The following is a 15,607-nucleotide window of genomic DNA, read 5'->3' as shown; positions in this document are numbered from 1 at the left end:
TCATCGGCTTCACTCTTTTTTATATGCTTTGGACGAGACGTATCGTCAATAGTACCACAATCAAGATCACCCATAGCGCCCAAACGAGACGCCATTTGGCCCAATCAAGCCGTTTGACGAACGCGTACACGGTTACATAAAGGGCGATGAGGAGCGGGATGACGACCCACGGGTTCTCGAGCATCACGCTTCGATATCGCCGTCCCAAGCGAGCATGCCGCCCTCGACGTTGACGACTGTGTACCCTTGCGACTCTAAATACTCACCTGCTGTGTGACTCCGCCCACCAGCACGGCAAATGATGTGATAGACGTTGTCTTTCGCAAGTTTCTCGGTCACGTCTGGAAATTCAGAAAGTGGATAGAGCGGCACGTGTGGGATGTGTCCTGCCTCGTACTCGTCTTGTTCGCGAACGTCGATGATGTGGAGCGATTCTCCATTCTCGAGCTTTTCACGTAATTCAGTTGCATGGATGCTTTGCATATCGTTTCCCCCTTTGCTTGGTCATGTACTAGTTTACCTCAGATTTTCATCATACAAACGCTTCTTGCTCATAGAAAAAAAGCATCCCCCACTAAGGAAGGATGCTTGTGACTTACGCTTCGTTGCGCTCGTCGATTGCTTGTGCCGCTGTGATGAGTGTCAATTTGTAGACATCCTCTTCGTTACAGCCACGCGACAAGTCATTGACCGGTTTGTTGAGACCTTGAAGGATTGGGCCAATCGCTTCAAATCCGCCGAAACGCTGCACCATCTTGTATCCAATGTTCCCCGCTTCGAGGCTCGGGAAGACGAACACGTTCGCGTTACCGGCTACATCTGAGCCTGGCGCCTTCTTCGCTGCAACACTCGGGACGAACGCAGCATCGAACTGAAGCTCCCCATCGATTGGAAGGTGTGGCGCTTTCTCTTTGGCGAGACGTGTCGCTTCGATGACTTTCTCCGTCTCAGGCGACTTCGCCGAACCTTTCGTCGAGAAACTGAGGAGCGCGACTTGTGGCTCGATGCCGAACGTCTTCGCTGTCAAAGCAGACAAGTAAGCGTTCTCCGCGAGGTCGGCCGCATCCGGTGCGATGTTGATTGCACAGTCTGAGAAGACGTACTGTTCGTTGTCGCGTACCATGATGAACACACCAGACGTCTTTTTAATGCCTTCTTGCATCTTGATGATTTGAAGGGCCGGACGGACCGTGTCTGCTGTCGCATGCATCGCTCCCGAGACGAGACCTTCTGCCTTGCCAGTGTGGACGAGCATCGTGCCGAAGTAGTTTACGTCTGACGACAACAATTCACGCGCCTGCTCTGGCGTCGCTTTCCCTTTACGACGCGCGACGAACGCTTCGACGAGTGTATCGATGTCTTCATATGTTGCTGGATCATATTGCGTCAAACCTGAAATATCAAATCCGTGCTTTGAAGCGACCGCTTCAAGCTCTGCTTTCGGGCCGATGACGATCGGTTCGACCATGCCGTCATTTTTCAAACGGACCGCGGCGCCGAGCACACGCTCGTCGACACCTTCTGGCAAGACGATCGTAGGACGAATCGGGCTGACTTTTTGTTTCAACGTATCAAATAGTTTCATAACGAATGAACCCCTTTTTTCTTGAAATAAGTGTCACGTTTCTGTGACCGACTGCTGTCTTTATGCGATTTCAATTATACACAGGACCATTTTTAAAATAAACTATTCTGCCCATTTCGTCATAAATCGCTTGAAATCAATCATTATACGAATAGAACAGTTAGACTAAAACGACTGGTACAGGTAGTTGTGAAGCCGTTTTCATCTTTTGTGTCGTCTTCCCTTTACCCGCTTTGGTCTGTGACTACGCTCACACATGACGTCAAACTTGCCAGGCCGTGAAGCGACTATGGTAAACTAACAGCGAAGCCTAAGTTCCTGAAAGGAGTTTTTTTATGTCAGAACGTCCTGCACCAACCCCTACTACAGAGACACAGCACGCCGCCGCCACATTAGACGGATGGTATACGCTCCATGATTTTCGTACGATTGATTGGACTCGTTTAAAAACCGTTGACGCAACTTCTCGGCAAGAGATGATCGAGGAGTTCGTCGCCTTCCTCGCTTCACTTGAAGAGGTCGAAGCGCGCGGGGAAGGAAGCCACGCGTTTTATTCGATTCTCGGACAAAAAGCAGATATCGTCTTGATGGTCCTTCGTCCGACGTTCAAAGAACTTGAACAAGTCGAACTCGCGCTCCGGAAGACGAGATTGTACGATTACATGATTCCGTCATACTCTTACGTTTCAGTTATTGAACTCGGGATGTACCGTGGTTCAGGTGACGGGGACCCTTATGAGAACCCGCATATCCGGGCTCGTCTCTATCCGACGCTCCCGAAAGCGGCGCATATTTGTTTCTATCCGATGAGCAAGGCTCGCCGTGACGGGGATAACTGGTATACGCTATCGATGGATGAGCGGAAAGACCTTATGTATCGTCACAGCATGATCGGCCGTAGCTACGCCGGCAAGATTCAACAGTTTATCGGCGGCTCAACTGGATTCGACGGCTGGGAATGGGGCGTGACCTTGTTCGCAGAAGACTCGCTCCAGTTCAAGAAAATCGTTTACGAGATGCGCTTTGATGAAGTAAGCGCGAAGTACGGCGAGTTCGGCGAATTCTATGTAGGAAACATCTTACCAAAAGAAGAACTCGGCACATTCCTAGGCTAAATCTAGGTTTATGCAAACGCTCCCTCGGGAACCATAGTTTATAGAGGCAACTCCATAAATTATGATCAATGAGGTGAACAACGATGCGCGTGTTCAAGGAATCAGATCGAGACACTGCGGAACGTTTAGATTCGTTTATTGAGCGAATGGCACCGACAGCCGAGCTAGTCCAACTTCGATTTGAACAACAATTAAAACATACACAGCGAAAGGGTCAGGCAAAAGCCTGACCCTTTATTTTGCCTTCGCATGAAGAGCGTCCCCGAGGAACGTCGCGAGTTCGAGCATACCGTACGTGCCCGCTTTCGCCTCAGCGTCGGAGTTATAATTCGTGTTCGTGTTCACGTCGTAGGCGTAGACGTTACCGTCTCGGTCCTCGATGATCTCGATGCCGGCGACGGCGATGTCGTTCGTAGCGAGGAACGTCTCAAGTTGCGCGATCATCGGATGCGTAAACCCTTCGACGATCTCGAACTTCGCTGGCGGCGTCTCACCGACCGGGCAAAACTGATCTTCAATCGAGCAAGCGTCAGCCGGGCACAGCTCGAATCCTTCCGACGTGTCGACGCGTAAGGCATAGACGAACTTCCCGCCGATAAACTCACAGCGTGTGATGAACGGTTGTGGCGCCTCAATATATTGTTGAATGAGCGTGATGCCGTCGACCGAGTCTTCGAACTGCGGTCCATATACATATTCACGTAACGCCTCAATCGAATGAAACAACTGGACACCGAGCCCTTTGCCGGCTCGGTTATGCTTGGTGATAAACGGCGTCATCCCGAGCGTCTCTGCCGCGTTCATGATTTGTTCTTTCCCGACGGCCGCAATCGTCTTCGGTACACGGATTCCTTCGCGGCGAAGTGCCGTATACTGATTCACTTTGCTCACTTCAAGACGAATCGCACGCGTCCCGTTAAAGACAGTCCGGTTATTCGCCTCAAGCCAAGCGAGCACCCCTTCCGTAAGCTCCGGGGCGTAACGGTGTCCGCGCGTGTGGGACGAGGCGCTCATCCGGTTATAAAACACACCTTCGGGCGGGGTCGCCTCGAGATCAATCATTCCCTCATCCAAATGCCACAATTCGTAAGGTAAAGCTAATTCGTCCAGTCGTTTGACGAGATGGTCTGTCCATTCATTGTTTTCGTGTAAGACATAAATTTTAGCCATACGTACCTCCCTTTTTTCGTATCCTCACTTTACCATAGCCATATCCGATTATTCCAATGTGCATAACTTACAATGCATTATTTCTTAATTAATAATGATTTCATGGTATAATGAACTTAATAATAACTGAGAAAAGCGACAAATTTTATAAGGAAGTGATGTGTTTGAATGGTTCGGTAATCAGTACAGACAGTTTGATTTTATTGTTCGGCCTGCTCCTCGTTGCAGGGGTTCTCGCCACGCGCGTCTCCACCCGCTTCGGCCTTCCAGCCTTGATTTTGTTCATGGGGATCGGCATGGTGATCGGGAGCGATATCACCGGTATCATCTTCTTTGACAATACGGGCCTTGCACAGATGATTGGGGTAGCGGCGCTGATCGTCATCTTGTTTGAGGGGGGACTTCAAACGAAATGGTCCTCGATTCGGAGCGTCCTCGCCCCGTCCGCCTCGCTTGCCACGATTGGCGTCTTGCTCACGACGGCTGTCGTCGCGGTTGCCGTTCGTTTCGTATTTGGTTTAGATTGGATTGAATCTTTCCTGTTTGGTGCCATCATCGGTTCGACCGATGCGGCGGCCGTCTTCGCCGCCTTCAAAGGGAAAAACATTGCACCGAACGTCGGTGCGACACTCGAAGCCGAGTCCGGCACGAACGACCCGATGGCGATGTTCTTAACGATTCTTGCCCTCGATTTCATGATGAAACCGGGCACGACCATTTGGGACGGCATTTGGATGTTCGTCTTGCAAATTGTCGTCGGGGCACTCCTTGGATATCTCCTCGGAAACGTCTCTCGCCTCATGCTCAACCATTTGAAACTTGACTCGAGCGGACTACACGCCGTCCTCATGATTTCGATGGCGTTCATGACGTACGGGGCTGCTGCATACTTTGCAGGCAGTGGACTACTCGCCGTCTATATCGCTGCGATGATTGTCGGAAACGCGCATACGGCTCACGAAGTGACGATTGTCCAATTCTCTGAGGCGCTCGCCTGGATTATGCAAATCATCATGTTCGTCATCCTCGGCTTGCTTGTCTTCCCAAAACAGTTGCTCGACCTCGAACTGATTTGGAAAGGTTTGCTCATCTCGTTCATCTTAATGTTCATCGCACGACCGATCGCCGTCTACTTGTCGACGCTCGGTATGGCGTTTACGAATAAAGAGAAGCTGTTCATCTCATGGGCCGGGCTAAAAGGCGCGGTCCCGATCGTCCTCGCGACGTTCCCGCTCATCGCAGGCATCGATAACGCCCAATTGATTTTTAACGCCGTCTTCTTCGTCGTCGTGACGAGCGCCTTGATTCAAGGCACGACGCTCACCCCGCTTGCGGCGAAACTCGACTTACTCGGACCCGATAAGATTCGGTCTCCGTACTCGATTGCGCTCGTCTCGAGCAAACAGTCGCAACATCAACTCGTTCCGTACGTCGCGACGGAAGAGTCGTCGATGATTGGGAAGACGCTTGCCGACATCACGCTTCCACCGAACACGGTCGTGAACGCGATTGTGCGCCAAGACTATCTGATCCCGCCGACGGGCCAGACGAAAATCGAGCCGGGCGATTTGTTATACGTCCTCGCCTCGACATACCGCCACGACCAACTCGACCGCAAGTTCGGGGAGGACGGGCTCGAACGTGTCGAGTTATGACGATTTCTTTTCATCATTTCGTCACGTGAATCAGGTTTAGACCATATAAAAAACGAACATAGTAGAAGTGACAACACTTCTGCCATGTTCGTTTTTTAATGGAGGAGGGATTCATATGTTCGACTTGACCCCATTTCGAAAGAATGAACTCGATCGGCTCCGCAAAGACTTGTTCGGCGATATGTTTGAACGGATGAATCAATTGTTCGACCCAAAAGAAGGGGCGACCTCGTTCCTCGACTCGTTCAAACTCGACGTCAAAGACCAAGAAAGCCAATACGTCATCGAAGCTGAGATGCCGGGCATTCAAAAAGAGAATATCCACGTCCGTTATGACAAAGACCACCTCGTCCTCTCGGTCGATCAACGCGAAGAAAAAGAAGAAGACAAAGATTATGTGTACCGAGAGCGCCGTGTCACCTCAATGCAACGTTCACTCTATCTGCCGAACGTGAAAGAGGACGGCATCAAAGCGAAGCTCGCGGACGGGGTGCTGCATTTGACGATTCCAAAAGCTGATGACGGGTCGACGACACGTACGATTGAAATTGAAGGGTAAGGGGTGTGCCTCGGCACATTCCTTACCTTTTTGTGTCCACTGTCTTCGCCGCTCGAATCAAAGCTGCCACTTCCTCGTCTCGTCCTTCGTGGAGCGCCTCGACGATAAAACTGCCGACGACGACGCCATCACACGCCTCGCCGAGTACTCGGACTTGTTCGGCCAGATGAACGCCGAATCCGGCAAGCACGGGCACCGGCGAACGAGCCGTGAGCGCCTGTAAATGTCCGAGCAACTCGTCTGGAAACACATCCGCCTTCCCAGTCGTTCCTTTCAACGTGACCGCGTAGACGAATCCCTCGGCCTGATTCAATATCGTCTCGACCCGCTGCGCGCTACTCGTTAATGTGACGAGCGGGATGAAGGCAACGCCGTGGCGATCCGTCTCGGCGAACAGTTCGAGACTTTCTTCAAATGGCAAATCCGGGATGATCACCCCGCTCACTCCACATGCTGCCGCTCTTTCAAAGAACGGTTGCACTCCGAAGCGAAACACCGGATTCAAGTAGGTCATGAGGACAATCGGGACTGAAAAACGTCCAGTTCCTTCTATTAAACGGTCGAGCACTTGTGCGAGCGTCACGCCTTCGGCGAGGGCGCGCATACCGGCCGCCTCGATGACTGGTCCGTCCGCTACCGGATCCGAGAACGGGATGCCGAGTTCAATCGCTGTCGCCCCCATCGCTTCAAGCCGTTCAATCGTCGGAATCAAGTTGTCGAGTCCGCCGTCTCCTGCCATGATATACGGGACGAACGCCGTCCCTTCACTCCGCTCCCGAATCGCTTCATCTAAGCGCATCATCCTGTCACCCTTTCTCGAATCGTGTGTACGTCTTTGTCTCCTCGTCCCGATAAGCAGATGACGAGAATCTCATCCTCCGTCATCGTTTCAGCAAGCGTCTCGGCATAGGCGAGTGCATGCGATGACTCGAGCGCTGGAATGATGCCTTCATTCCGACTGAGCGACATGCAAGCCGCAAGCGCCTCATCATCCGTGACGGCAGCGTAGCGAACCCGCTCGATGTCTTTCAAGAAACTATGCTCCGGCCCGACGCCAGGATAATCGAGTCCGGCTGAAATCGAGTGCGCTTCTTGAATCTGCCCGGCCGCGTCCTGGAGCACGTACATGAGCGACCCGTGGAGCACGCCGACCTCACCCTTTGTGAGCGTCGCCGCATGCTCCGGTGTGTCAATTCCGCTCCCCGCTGCCTCGACACCGTATAAGGCGACCGTTTCATCATTCAAGAACGGATAAAACATACCCATCGCGTTACTGCCGCCGCCGACACAAGCGATGACCGCGTCCGGCAAGCGACCGGTCTTGTCGAGCATTTGACGACGCGTCTCCATGCCAATCACACTTTGGAAATCACGGACCATCGCCGGGAACGGGTGCGGTCCGAGCACGGAACCCATGACGTAATGCGTATCGTCGACGTGTTTGACCCAGTAGCGTAACGCTTCGTTCACTGCATCTTTCAACGTCCGGCTCCCCGACTTGACCGGGACGACCGTCGCGCCGAGTAGCTCCATCCGAAACACGTTCAACTGTTGGCGCTCGACATCTACTTCGCCCATAAAGATTGTACATTCGAGATTGAGTAACGCGCACACCGTCGCGGTCGCGACACCGTGTTGTCCTGCTCCGGTCTCGGCGACGATCTTCTGCTTGCCCATCCGTTTGGCGAGCAGCGCTTGGCCGATCGTATTGTTGATTTTATGGGCGCCGGTATGGTTCAAGTCTTCTCGCTTCAAATAGACGTTCGTCCCGAGGCGGCGGCTCATGTTCTCCGCGTAGTAAAGCGGTGTCTCACGCCCGACATATTCGCTTAAAAGTTCCTCGAACTGCTCATGGAATGCCGGGTCTTGCTTCGCTTCCTCGTAAGCGACCTCTAACTCTTCGACCGCTTGCATGAGTGTCTCCGGTATATATTTCCCTCCGTAAGGTCCAAACTTTCCGTTCACTGGTTGGCTGTACATACATACTCCTCCTTGGCACGTTTGACAAACGTGCGAATCTTCTCAACATCTTTCTCTCCGTCCGTCTCGACGCCGCTTGAAACGTCGACCCCATCAGGTCTTACGATTTGAATCGCCGTGGTGACATTCTCTGGGGTTAACCCTCCGGCGAGCCAAAACGGTTGATTTGGTCGTCTTAACGTCGCCCAGTCGAGTGTTTTCCCGCTTCCTGGAACGGGTGCATCCAAGAGCACAAGATCCGCTTCCGCCTCACGACTCGCTTCGATAATCGGTAACCCAAAACGTCGGAACGCGTCAAGCGGACATGTCCGGCGATGGAGTTGAAGATCGGTCAACCCGGCGGGAAGCGTACGTTCGACTTCCTCCGGTGACGGGTCGAGGAACACCCCGACGACGCGTACCGACTCTGGGATATGCTGACGTAACCGCTTTGCGGTCTCCACATCGATACGCCGGGAGCTATCGGCAAACACGAATCCAATCGCGTCAGCCCCCGCCTCGACCGCAACCCGGACGGCTTCTTCCGTCTTCACTCCACATATTTTAACGAACATGCTGTCAACTCCTCGATGAGTGACGTCGGGTCTTCTTCACGCATGAGCGCCTCCCCGACGAGGATCGCGCTCGCACCGGCTGCCTGGAGCCGCTCGGCCGCTTCTTTTCGATCCACGCCGCTCTCGCTGACGAACGTGACGTTCGGATATTTCTGCATCAAGTTGATTGACGTCTCGAGCGTGACCTCGAACGTTTTCAAGTTACGATTGTTGATGCCAATCAATACGTCCTTGAGTTCGAGCGCCGTTTGGAGTTCCGTCTCATCATGCACCTCGACGAGAACGTCGAGGCCAATCGCTCGGGCATATGCTGTGAGCGCGGTGAGCCGACTCGGATGAAGCGCCGCGACGATTAAAAGCGCCGCGCTCGCACCGGCCGCTTTCGCCCGGTCGAGCTGTCGTTCGTCGATGATGAAGTCTTTACAGAGAACCGGAATCTCGACCGCCTCCGCGACGAGCTTTAAATCGTCGAACGATCCTTTGAAATACGTCGCATCGGTCAAGACGGAAATCATCGTCGCCCCGGCCGCTTCATACGCTCGGGCACGTTCCGCGACATTGACTCGGTCCCGAATCAACCCTTTTGAGGGGGACGCCCGCTTGATTTCGGCGATGACGTGGAAGCCGTCGTTCATCACGTCGAGCAATCGAATCGGCTCGGTCCGGACGACGTCCATCGCCTTCATCTCGTTCACTTCTTCTAGCTTCGTCCCGATGATTTTCGTCAAGTAGCTCATAGTCGAACCTCCGTTTGTTGTAATTGGTTGAGTACGCCAAGCGCGAGGCCCTCATCGATACTATGGCTCGCTTTTGCGACTCCTTCACGTAGTGTCTTCACTGCCCCATACGTACATAAGGCGAGTGCCGCGTTCAAGAGGACGACGTCCCGGGCAGGTCCTTCTTGTCCGTTCAACACGGCGACGAGCGTCTCCGCGTTTTCTGATGGTGTTCCGCCGCGAAGTGCCGAGAGCGGGGCCCGCATCAACCCGACGTCGCGTGGGTCAACTTTATAGCGCGCCGTCTGATTGCCGTCAAAGAACAATACGTCGTTCTCACCGGCAAGGCTTGCTTCATCGAGACCGCCGGCGCCGTGGACGACCATGCCGCGTTCGACGCCAAGTTGCTTCATCGCCGCCGCCATCTTCTCGAGGAGCGACGGATGATACACGCCAATCAATTGTCGTCTCGGTTTAAGCGGGTTCGTGAGCGGCCCGATTTGGTTAAAGATCGTGGCGGTCGCGAGCTCTTTTCGTGCCGGCATGACATGTTTCATAATCGGATGAACGTGTTGAGCGAACAAGAAACTGAGGTTGGCTCGTTCGAGGTCCGCTAGCACATCTTCCGCTGTCCGGACGATCGGGACGCCTAACGCCTCAAGCACGTCCGCGCTGCCCGACCGGCTCGACACGCTCCGATTCCCATGTTTTGCGACTGGGATGCCGAGCCCCGCCAAGACGAACGCGACGGTCGAACTGATGTTGAACGTATGGGCGCCGTCCCCGCCCGTGCCACAAACGTCAAGGACAGGCAACGTCGTCTCGGGGAATGTCGCCGCTTCACGGATGTAGGCGGCGAGTCCTGCCATCTCGTCGGCTGTCTCACCTCGCGCTTTTAACGTGAGTAGCACTTCTTTAATGCGGGCCGTGTCCGCCGTGAACAGTTCCTCCGCGGCTTGTTTCATCTCTGTCGCTGTCACTCGGTTCGTCAGTAGTCGTGTCAACATGTATAGTTCCTCCTCTAATTTTCGGTACAAAAAAACTCCATACGACGTCTGTCGTATGGAGGACGGTATGGACCGCGGTGCCACCTCTCGTTGGATCATGCATAAGATCCCGCTTTTTCCGATGCAATCACATCGTATCCCGATAACGGGGGAAACCGTCACGACCTACTGCATTCGGCCGTGCTCTCATGAGCCCATTCGCATAAAGGTCTCGGTCAGGATCTCACCACCCCTGACTCTCTGGACGAGACTGCTCCATGCTACTCTTCTCAATCATCGATTTTCTATGTGAAACGAAAAAAGGGTTACTCGCCTACCCATAGCTTACGCTATGAGAAGGACGAGTAACCCCGTGGTGCCACCTTCGTTGGTTCCGTAGAACCCACTTCACGGACGATCATCCGCTTCCCCGTGATAACGGTGGGTCACCCGCTAAAGCCTACTCAAAGTTTCGGTTTAGAGCTCGGAAGTCCATTCGCGACGTCCCACATACTGATTCACACCAACCATCAGCTCTCTGTCATGCGGGGCCTGTCGTTACTTCTCTTCGTCAACGCCTTTGTTCGTTTCAATTAAGTTAACTCGTACTATACAGGGGACGGACTCCCCTGTCAAACAAAAGCGTGCAAAAAAAGTTTGCTTCTATAAGTGACACGAAAAAGGCGACGTTTTTCGCAACCCGGCAAGTTGACATACGTTTTTTTCGTCTGCTATAGTCGTCCCCAACAACACTTCACTTGGCTAAAGGAGATAAGACAATTGGAAACAAGCAAACTAAAACGTGAGCTGTCGACCCGGCAACTCACGATGATTTCGCTCGGGAGCGCCATCGGGACGGGCCTCTTCCTCGGAAGCGGGCTCGCCATCCAGACAGCGGGACCGAGCGTGCTCGTCAGCTACGCCATCGGGGCGTTTATCGTCCTCTTACTCATGGGCTGTCTCGCAGAAATGACGGTCGCCCATCCGACATCTGGTTCGTTTGGCACGATTGCCGAACGTTACGTGCATCCGCTCGCCGGCTTTTTGGTCCGTTATTCGTACTGGGTCGCCAACGTCCTCGCCATCGGCGTCGAGGTGAGTGCGATTGCCATCTATATGCGTTACTGGTTCCCGGATGTGAACGGTTTCGTCTGGGTCGCCTTGTTCGGTGGGCTCCTCATCTACATCAACGCCCGCCACGTCCACACGTTCGGCACGACCGAATACTGGTTATCCTTCATCAAAGTTAGCGCCATTTTCTTATTCATCATTCTCGGTACGGCCACGTTGTTCGGCCAGCCCGGTTCTCCGATTGAATCGATTACGACAGGGAACGAAGGTTTCTTCGCTTTCGGTTTTTATGGGATGTGGGTAACGATTTTCATCTCGCTCTTCAGCTTTCTCGGGACTGAACTCGTCGCCGTCACGGCAGGCGAGGCGAAAGACCCGGACCGCGCCGTCCCGAAAGCGTTACGGGCGACCGTATTCCGCTTGACGTTCTTTTATCTCGTCACGATTGCGATTATGCTCATGCTCATCCCATGGCAGCAGGCGGGCATCGATCAAAGCCCGTTCGTCCTCGTCATGCAACAGTTCGACGTGCCTGGCGCAGCCGGTATTTTGAACTTCGTCATCTTGATTGCCGCACTTTCGGCGATGAACGCCCAATTGTATGCCTCGACTCGGATGATGTATTCGCTCGCCGAAGCTGGCGACGCACCACGTGTGTTTAAAAAAGTGAGCCAGAACGGCATCCCGACGTATGCGCTTTTCGTCTCAACAGGCGGAATCGTTCTCGCGGCACTCCTGCAAATCTTCATGGAGACGTCGTATCCGTTCCTCATGGGCATCTCGATGTTCGGTGCGATCTTCACATGGTTCATGGTATTCGTCTCCCACTTGTTCTTCCGCAAGAAATGGACCGGCCGTAAGCTCCCGGTCCGCATGCTCGGATACCCGGTCTTGCCGCTCCTCGGAGCCGTCTTGCTGCTCAGCCTGATGATCACGACATGGTTCACCGACTTTGACATCTTGCTCAAGTTTGGGATTCCATGGTTGATTGGCTTAACAATCGTCTACTTCGTCCGGGAACGCTTCCGGAAATCGGAGAACCCATCCGATGACATCGAACAGGCGAACTAAAAAATCGCTCCTACCGGTTATGGTAGGAGCGATTTTTTTCATGAAAACGAGCACCTATCGCAATCGACAGGTGCTCGTGGCATTTGATTAGAAGAACTGACGTGGGTTGACCGTGTTCCCCGCGCTCGATGACGAGTACGAGTAGCTCCCTCTATGAATCTCAAAGTGGAGGTGCGGGCCTGACGAGTTCCCAGTGTTTCCAAGTGTCCCGATGTTCGAACCTTGCGTTACACGCTGTCCGGCGCTAACAGACACCGAGTTCATGTGGGCGTAAACTGTTGTCCACACTTGTCCGTTGATGACGTGTGCAATCATGACGTGGTTCCCGTAAGCCCCACCCCATCCTGCACGGATCACGGTACCGGTTGCTGATGCACGGATTGGCGTGCCGACAGGTCCAGCGATGTCCACACCGTTATGGAACGTATAGCCGAACTGACCGCTTGCCGGTCCCCACCCTTGCGAGAAGCGTCCCGCTGCAGGCTGGATAAACATCGCACCAGTTGGCGCTGGCGTCGATGCAGTCGGTGTGCTCGGTGCTGGTTTTGGTGCTGGAGCTGCTGGCTTCGGAGCCGGTGCAGCTGGTTTCGGCGCTGGCGCAGCCGGTTTTGGTGCCGGCGTCGAATTTTGTGTCGTTTGGTTTGAAGATGTTGACGACTGGGTACTATTATTATTGTTCTGCTTTTGCTGAGCAGCAGCTTGACGCGCTGCTTCTGCTCGTGCAGCCTCTTGACGGGCTGCTTCTTGGCGCGCTGCCTCTTGGCGAGCTGCTTCGGCCTTAGCTTCTTCGGCACGACGCGCTTCTTCTGCCTTACGAGCCGCTTCTTGACGCGCTGCCTCTTCGGCGCGACGACGTGCTTCTTCTTCTTCACGGCGTTGTGCTTCGATTTCAGCTGCGATTGCTTCTTCTTGCGCGATTAACGTCGCTTCGATTTCTTGAAGGTCAAAGATTTGTGTCTCGAACTCGATGTTCTTTTCTTCAAGCTCTTTGATGCGTGCTTCGCGCTGTTTCATTTTCTTCTCGAGGTCGGCTTGACGCGCTTCGAGCGCTTTTTGTTGTTCTAAAAGCGATGCACGTTGCTCTTTCAATGCGGCCTGTGCCTCTTGAAGGGATTGGCGTGTCGCTTCGTAGTCATCGAACAGCTCTTGGTCACTGCGTTGAATCGTCCCCGCCGTGATCATACGAGTAATCAAGTCAGAGAAGTTTTTTGAACCGAAAATGAACTCAGCCCAGTTGATTGAGCCTCCGCCATTGATTTGCATCGTGGCCATTCGTTCACGCATCATCGCTTCTTGCGCTTCCATTTTCTTTTGGTATGCTTTGATGTCTGCTTCGAGATCTTCAATCTTCATCTCAGTACGTTTGATTTCTTGGCGCTTCGCTGCGACATCATAGATGATATCTTGGAGCTGCGCGTCCATTTTATTTACTTCTTCTTGCACCTTCGAAATTTCTTGATTGTTCGCTTGAATTTTTGAAGATGTGTTCGCTTGGTTGTCTTTTACGTTTTTACGTTGGTCTTGAACTTTCTTCTGTTGCTCTTGTTTCTCTTTGATTGTCGTCGAGGCATCAGCCACCGAGTGTGATCCAAGAAGCAAGGCACTGAGCGTCAGTGTCGAGACGGTGCGTTTCCAGTTGATCAATGCGGACATCCTTTCTAAACTAAACAGAGTATACATAACGGTCTTTTATGAGGTCGATTTTGCTATGTAACAAAAACGATTAAATTTTCAGTTTCAACACGATTAATTATATCGAAGAGTTCAATGTTTTCCTGTTAAAGTTATATTTCACTTTTATTACGATAAAAAAGTGGGTGTACCTCCTGGTACACCCACTTTCGCTTACTGTCAGCGATCTAATCATTTGTGATATTTCGAAATGTTCTTGTAATAATAGTTGAAAATAGCAACGTATTACCCTTATGTTCAAAAAACATCTTTTCCAACGTTTCTACAATTCACCATTCCCAAAAAACGTAAAAAGGGTCATCCTTCAATCAGCCCGAAGGTGTACATGAAGGACGACCGAGTGGTTCGTTGCAATGAACACGAGGGTCTTACAAGATGAAGTATACCGCTCGATTATTAACCTGCTATGGATTTTTGATTACAATTTCAAAGCGCCGAGGATGACGAAGACCCAGGCTGCGATGAAGAGAACGCCACCGATCGGCGTGACAGCACCGAGCTTCGTGATGCCTGTAAGCGCCATGACGTATAGACTACCCGAGAAAAAGATAATTCCAGCGAACATGAGCCAGCCTGCCGTATTGAATTGGCTGATGCTGACACGCATTAAAATCGAGGCAAGAGCAATAATCCCGATTGCATGAATCATATGGTAGAGTACACCCGTCTGCCAGTTCGCGAGCATGTTTGGTGTGAGGCGTTCCTTCAATGCATGCGCACCGAACGCACCAAGTGCGACGCCGAGCGCCATGAGTGCTGCGCCGATGATGAGTAAGACTTTCATAATTCGTTCCCCCTTATCTAACTTGTCGTGCTGGTAAATTCCACTTTCGATAGTAGGATATCACTCGAAGGGTTGCAACGACAATGAGTAACGCATAGACGGGCAATCCGCTCTCGAGACGAAAGTAGTACGTGACGACGGCGATAATGATCGCCCAAATCGCATACACTTCCGATTGCAAAACGAGCGGCTTTCGACCCGCAAGTAAATCACGGACGACACCGCCGCCGACACCGGTCAATACGGCCGCCGCAATCGCTGCTGATAGCGGCAAATCGAGTTTAATCGCGACTTGCGCCCCTTGGAACGCGAAAGCGACGAGTCCGATGGCATCGACGATGACGCCCCAGCGTTCCCAGTGTGGCAAGACGACGCTCGGTAGCAGGAAGATGAGGAGAGCGACGAGAAAACAGAGAATAAATAAATCATTTTGTTGCCAAATTAAACTGACGGGATTGCCAAGCAGGACGTTTCGAATCGCCCCGCCGCCGAACGCGGTCGTAAACGCGAGCAGCCATACCCCAAAGATATCGTACTTTTCGTCCATCGCGATGATGGCACCACTCGCCGCGAACGCGACCGTTCCGACGACGTTGAGTAATTCCCATTCCATGAACATCCCTGGCCCTTTCTCTTAAGCATTGTATGGTACAGTAAAGATACAAAAAA

General features: G+C 52.7%; 16 protein-coding genes and 2 other annotated features. Of the genes, 4 read left to right on the top strand and 12 right to left on the bottom strand.

The features are described from left to right. Positions 1-19: 19 nt before the first annotated feature. The 3 genes from KNP92_RS00750 to pta form a co-directional block, all read right to left on the bottom strand. Positions 20-187 carry a hypothetical protein gene (locus tag KNP92_RS00750; RefSeq protein WP_214840334.1) on the bottom strand — a complete coding sequence of 56 codons (168 nt, stop codon included), beginning with the start codon at positions 185-187 and terminating at the stop codon, positions 20-22. Continuing rightward, a complete protein-coding gene (locus KNP92_RS00745) occupies positions 184-483 on the bottom strand; it encodes a rhodanese-like domain-containing protein (RefSeq protein WP_214835505.1) in 300 nt (99 codons plus the stop codon). Before KNP92_RS00745 ends, KNP92_RS00750 begins: the two co-directional genes overlap by 4 nt. 112 nt (positions 484-595) lie before the next feature. Then, positions 596-1,585 carry a phosphate acetyltransferase gene (gene pta, locus KNP92_RS00740; RefSeq protein ID WP_214835503.1) on the bottom strand — a complete coding sequence of 330 codons (990 nt, stop codon included), beginning with the start codon at positions 1,583-1,585 and terminating at the stop codon, positions 596-598. A gap of 335 nt (positions 1,586-1,920) precedes the next feature. Here pta and hemQ point away from each other — a divergent pair, with 335 nt between their 5' ends. Continuing rightward, a complete protein-coding gene (gene hemQ / locus KNP92_RS00735) occupies positions 1,921-2,700 on the top strand; it encodes a hydrogen peroxide-dependent heme synthase (RefSeq protein ID WP_214835501.1) in 780 nt (259 codons plus the stop codon). Between the two features lie 234 nt (positions 2,701-2,934). On the opposite strand, the gene KNP92_RS00730 is transcribed toward hemQ, so the two are convergent. Next, positions 2,935-3,870 carry an ATP-grasp domain-containing protein gene (locus tag KNP92_RS00730; RefSeq protein WP_214835499.1) on the bottom strand — a complete coding sequence of 312 codons (936 nt, stop codon included), beginning with the start codon at positions 3,868-3,870 and terminating at the stop codon, positions 2,935-2,937. Between the two features lie 164 nt (positions 3,871-4,034). On the opposite strand from KNP92_RS00730, the gene KNP92_RS00725 reads away from it, so the two are divergent. Both KNP92_RS00725 and KNP92_RS00720 read left to right on the top strand, forming a co-directional pair. Beyond that, positions 4,035-5,525: a potassium/proton antiporter gene (locus KNP92_RS00725; RefSeq protein WP_371816174.1), complete on the top strand. Its 1,491-nt coding sequence runs from the start codon at positions 4,035-4,037 to the stop codon at positions 5,523-5,525. A gap of 115 nt (positions 5,526-5,640) precedes the next feature. After that, positions 5,641-6,084, top strand: a complete 444-nt coding sequence (locus KNP92_RS00720) for an Hsp20/alpha crystallin family protein (protein ID WP_034806948.1) — start codon at positions 5,641-5,643, stop codon at positions 6,082-6,084. A gap of 22 nt (positions 6,085-6,106) precedes the next feature. Here KNP92_RS00720 and trpA read toward each other — a convergent pair whose 3' ends face one another. Genes trpA through trpD form a run of 5 tightly spaced genes read right to left on the bottom strand, consistent with a single transcriptional unit; the run spans position 6,107 to position 10,341 of the window. Further along, positions 6,107-6,883, bottom strand: a complete 777-nt coding sequence (gene trpA / locus KNP92_RS00715) for a tryptophan synthase subunit alpha (RefSeq protein WP_214840139.1) — start codon at positions 6,881-6,883, stop codon at positions 6,107-6,109. Then, positions 6,883-8,064 (bottom strand): tryptophan synthase subunit beta, encoded by a 1,182-nt coding sequence (gene trpB / locus KNP92_RS00710; protein ID WP_214835497.1) that lies wholly within the window; start codon positions 8,062-8,064, stop codon positions 6,883-6,885. Before trpB ends, trpA begins: the two co-directional genes overlap by 1 nt. After that, positions 8,046-8,618 (bottom strand): phosphoribosylanthranilate isomerase, encoded by a 573-nt coding sequence (locus tag KNP92_RS00705; RefSeq protein WP_214835494.1) that lies wholly within the window; start codon positions 8,616-8,618, stop codon positions 8,046-8,048. Before KNP92_RS00705 ends, trpB begins: the two co-directional genes overlap by 19 nt. Further along, a complete protein-coding gene (gene trpC / locus KNP92_RS00700) occupies positions 8,594-9,355 on the bottom strand; it encodes an indole-3-glycerol phosphate synthase TrpC (RefSeq protein WP_214835492.1) in 762 nt (253 codons plus the stop codon). Before trpC ends, KNP92_RS00705 begins: the two co-directional genes overlap by 25 nt. Beyond that, complete coding sequence (gene trpD / locus KNP92_RS00695) at positions 9,352-10,341, bottom strand: anthranilate phosphoribosyltransferase (RefSeq protein WP_214835490.1); 990 nt, start codon at positions 10,339-10,341, stop codon at positions 9,352-9,354. The genes trpC and trpD overlap by 4 nt, the downstream gene beginning before the upstream one ends. A 55-nt stretch (positions 10,342-10,396) precedes the next feature. Then, positions 10,397-10,627 (bottom strand) — a binding site (T-box leader). 47 nt (positions 10,628-10,674) lie between these two features. Then, positions 10,675-10,904: a binding site (T-box leader), on the bottom strand. 196 nt (positions 10,905-11,100) lie between these two features. Here trpD and KNP92_RS00690 point away from each other — a divergent pair. Further along, a complete protein-coding gene (locus tag KNP92_RS00690) occupies positions 11,101-12,462 on the top strand; it encodes an amino acid permease (RefSeq protein ID WP_034806936.1) in 1,362 nt (453 codons plus the stop codon). Positions 12,463-12,549: 87 nt separating this feature from the next. Here the strand turns inward: KNP92_RS00690 and KNP92_RS00685 are convergent, their stop codons facing one another. The 3 genes from KNP92_RS00685 to KNP92_RS00675 all read right to left on the bottom strand — a co-directional run bounded on the left by KNP92_RS00685 (position 12,550) and on the right by KNP92_RS00675 (position 15,557). Further along, a complete protein-coding gene (locus tag KNP92_RS00685) occupies positions 12,550-14,115 on the bottom strand; it encodes a murein hydrolase activator EnvC family protein (RefSeq protein WP_214835488.1) in 1,566 nt (521 codons plus the stop codon). Between the two features lie 457 nt (positions 14,116-14,572). After that, positions 14,573-14,938 (bottom strand): DUF423 domain-containing protein, encoded by a 366-nt coding sequence (locus tag KNP92_RS00680; protein ID WP_214835486.1) that lies wholly within the window; start codon positions 14,936-14,938, stop codon positions 14,573-14,575. 13 nt (positions 14,939-14,951) lie between these two features. Next, positions 14,952-15,557 (bottom strand): trimeric intracellular cation channel family protein, encoded by a 606-nt coding sequence (locus KNP92_RS00675; RefSeq protein WP_034806933.1) that lies wholly within the window; start codon positions 15,555-15,557, stop codon positions 14,952-14,954. Positions 15,558-15,607: the final 50 nt, after the last annotated feature.

The sequence above is a fragment of the Exiguobacterium sp. s122 genome, assembly GCF_018618475.1.
GTDB classification, from domain to species: domain Bacteria; phylum Bacillota; class Bacilli; order Exiguobacteriales; family Exiguobacteriaceae; genus Exiguobacterium; species Exiguobacterium himgiriensis.
This window is presented reverse-complemented; position numbering and strand designations above follow the sequence as displayed.

Excerpts from the sequence above, each read along its gene's own strand:
- KNP92_RS00745 (WP_214835505.1), bottom strand. The coding sequence starts at position 483 with ATGCAAAGCATCCATGCAACTGAATTACGTGAAAAGCTCGAGAATGGA.
- pta (WP_214835503.1), bottom strand. The coding sequence starts at position 1,585 with ATGAAACTATTTGATACGTTGAAACAAAAAGTCAGCCCGATTCGTCCT.
- hemQ (WP_214835501.1), top strand. The coding sequence starts at position 1,921 with ATGTCAGAACGTCCTGCACCAACCCCTACTACAGAGACACAGCACGCC.
- KNP92_RS00730 (WP_214835499.1), bottom strand. The coding sequence starts at position 3,870 with ATGGCTAAAATTTATGTCTTACACGAAAACAATGAATGGACAGACCAT.
- KNP92_RS00720 (WP_034806948.1), top strand. The coding sequence starts at position 5,641 with ATGTTCGACTTGACCCCATTTCGAAAGAATGAACTCGATCGGCTCCGC.
- trpA (WP_214840139.1), bottom strand. The coding sequence starts at position 6,883 with ATGCGCTTAGATGAAGCGATTCGGGAGCGGAGTGAAGGGACGGCGTTC.
- trpB (WP_214835497.1), bottom strand. The coding sequence starts at position 8,064 with ATGTACAGCCAACCAGTGAACGGAAAGTTTGGACCTTACGGAGGGAAA.
- KNP92_RS00705 (WP_214835494.1), bottom strand. The coding sequence starts at position 8,618 with ATGTTCGTTAAAATATGTGGAGTGAAGACGGAAGAAGCCGTCCGGGTT.
- trpC (WP_214835492.1), bottom strand. The coding sequence starts at position 9,355 with ATGAGCTACTTGACGAAAATCATCGGGACGAAGCTAGAAGAAGTGAAC.
- trpD (WP_214835490.1), bottom strand. The coding sequence starts at position 10,341 with ATGTTGACACGACTACTGACGAACCGAGTGACAGCGACAGAGATGAAA.
- KNP92_RS00685 (WP_214835488.1), bottom strand. The coding sequence starts at position 14,115 with ATGTCCGCATTGATCAACTGGAAACGCACCGTCTCGACACTGACGCTC.
- KNP92_RS00680 (WP_214835486.1), bottom strand. The coding sequence starts at position 14,938 with ATGAAAGTCTTACTCATCATCGGCGCAGCACTCATGGCGCTCGGCGTC.
- KNP92_RS00675 (WP_034806933.1), bottom strand. The coding sequence starts at position 15,557 with ATGTTCATGGAATGGGAATTACTCAACGTCGTCGGAACGGTCGCGTTC.